This is a genomic window from Leisingera sp. ANG-Vp (assembly GCF_000813725.1).
In the GTDB taxonomy this organism is placed as follows: Bacteria; Pseudomonadota; Alphaproteobacteria; order Rhodobacterales; family Rhodobacteraceae; genus Leisingera.
Genome location: NZ_JWLD01000009.1, coordinates 1 through 2,227, shown reverse-complemented (window position 1 = coordinate 2,227; position 2,227 = coordinate 1). Strand labels below are relative to the sequence as shown.

The 2,227-nt window shown below is 62.6% G+C and carries 2 protein-coding genes; one reads left to right on the top strand and one right to left on the bottom strand.

Annotated elements, in window-relative coordinates; genetic code table 11:
• Positions 1 to 68 precede the first annotated feature (68 nt).
• A complete protein-coding gene (locus RA20_RS04400; protein WP_039125046.1) occupies positions 69 to 1,079 on the bottom strand; it encodes a TAXI family TRAP transporter solute-binding subunit in 1,011 nt (336 codons plus the stop codon).
• 156 nt (positions 1,080 to 1,235) lie between these two features.
• On the opposite strand from RA20_RS04400, the gene RA20_RS04395 reads away from it, so the two are divergent.
• Complete coding sequence (locus tag RA20_RS04395) at positions 1,236 to 2,159, top strand: LysR family transcriptional regulator (RefSeq protein ID WP_039125044.1); 924 nt, start codon at positions 1,236 to 1,238, stop codon at positions 2,157 to 2,159.
• The last annotated feature ends 68 nt before the right edge of the window (positions 2,160 to 2,227 follow it).

Genomic DNA, 2,227 nt, shown 5'->3' with positions numbered 1-2,227 from the left:
AGGGTCGGGCGCGGCCCGGCCTATCGGCCGGGCGGTTCCTTATGTATTTGAAACGCTCATTTGAGAGTTTACTTCAGCAGGCCCACTTCGCGGTAGAAACGCTCGGCACCCGGGTGCAGCGGCACGCCGATGCCGTCGATCCCGTCCAGCGCGGTTTCCAGCGTGATCGCCTTGCCCTTCGGGTGGCCGTTGTCCAAGAGCTTGCGGGCAGTGTCGGACCACATCGCTTTGGTGATCTCGTAGATCAGATCTTCGGACTGGTTGGCGTTGGTGACCAGCATGCCGGAGACCGCCACGGTGTTCACGTCATAGTCCACACCCGGGTAGGTGCCGGCCGGAATGGTCGAGGGGATGTAGTATGGCACGGTGGTGTTGGCCATCTTGACCTCTTCCGCCGACCAGTTGTGCAGCTCCATGCCTTTGGTGTTGTCGAGCTGGATCATCGCAGCAACCGGGGTGCCGGCCGCATAGAAATAAGCATCCAGCTGGCCGTCGGCGATGCGCTCGGCAGACTGGGCGTTGTTCAGTTCGGCTTCGTCGATGTTATCGCGGTTCACCCCGTGGTCGTCCAGGATCAGCTCGACTGCGATCTGGGTGCCAGAGCCGGCCTGGGCGATGCCCACGCGCTTGCCCTTGAGGCTGGCCAGGCCGTCCAGCTTGTGGCCTTCGGGCAGCACTAGGTGCAGATCTTCCGGATAGAGGTTGGCGATCACCCGCAGGTCGGGCTTGGCGTTGCCTTCAAACTTGCCCTTGCCGTGATAGGCAAAGTGCAGGGTGGCGGCGCCGGAGAGGCCCGCTTCCATCTGGCCTGCCTGGATGGCGTTCACGTTATGCGCCGAGGCGTTGGTCGACTGCGCCATCGCCACCAGGCCGGGCACGCCGCAGTTGCCGCCCTCGCCGCAGGCGCGCGAGCCGGGCGGGTTGGAAATCGCGTTGGCAATGATGCCGCCGATCGGGAAATAGGTGCCGCCTGCACCGCCGGTGCCGATGCGGAAGAAGGTCATATCCTGCGCCACCGCGGCGCCGGTCAGCATGGTGCAGGCCAATGCGGCCCCGGTCAGTTTCTTGAAAAGTCCCATAACAGTCTCCCTGGATTATTGGCTGCGTCTCCTCTGGCGCAGCGAATACTTTTGATCTTTGCATCATGGGAAAGGAAAAGCATAAGTACAAATTTAAAATTATACGGTATGTATAGATTGAATTTATGTTGGCTTTACGCTGAAAGGGGCGGGTCCATGAACTCACATCAGCTTGCGGTGTTCCATGAGGTGATGAAGACCGGCTCGGTCAGCCAGGCGGCGCGCAACCTGCACCGCACCCAGCCTGCGATCAGCGCCGCCATCAAGACGCTGGAGGAGGAGCTGGGCCTCACCCTGTTCCTGCGCGAGGGGCGCCGCCTGGTGCCGGTGCCTGAGGCGCAGTACCTGATGGAGGAGGCCACCGAGATTCTGTCGCGGATGGAAACCGCACAGCAGAACCTCGCCAATATGCGCGACCGGGTGCAGGGCTCGATCCGCATCGTGGCGATGCCGGGGCCCTCGACCTACCTGCTGCCGGAGTTTATCAGCCGCTTTGTAACCGGCAAACCCGAGGTGCGGGTCACATTGGCGACGCGCTCTTCACCGCAAGTGCGCAGCCTGGTGGCCGCCAGCAGTTTCGATATCGGGTTCTGCGATATGACCCGGTTCCGCGGCGACCGGAAGCTCTATGCGGCGGAAGAGCTGCCCAGCAATTGCCTTTGCGCGGTTCCTGCCAGCCATCGCCTGGCAGAGCGTGCGGTGATTACCGCTGCCGATCTGAACGGTTTGCCGATGGGGGCGCTGCAGCCTGATCACAATACGTATCAGGCCACGTCCCAGGCGTTCCAGGCGGCAGGTGCCGAATTCAACCTGCGTTACGACGCCCAGTACTTCCTGCCGCTGTTCCACTTCATTGCCGCCGGGCAGGCCTGTGCCGTGGTCGACGTGCTGAGCGCAGAAAGCTACCGCCGCAGCAATGCAGGTGAAGACCGGATCCGTTTCCTGCCTTTCGATCCGCAAATTCCCTTTGGCTACTCGATCCTGACTCCCAGCGAGCGGCCGCTGTCGCAGCTTGCGGCAAGTTTTGCCGGGGCCTGGAAGGCGTATGTGCAGGACCTGCTGTCGGACGCCGCAGGGTAGTCGGGCTTAGGGAAAATCCCGGGTGCCGCTCCGATTGCGCGTTCTGTGTCTGCGGCCGGCCCGCGCCC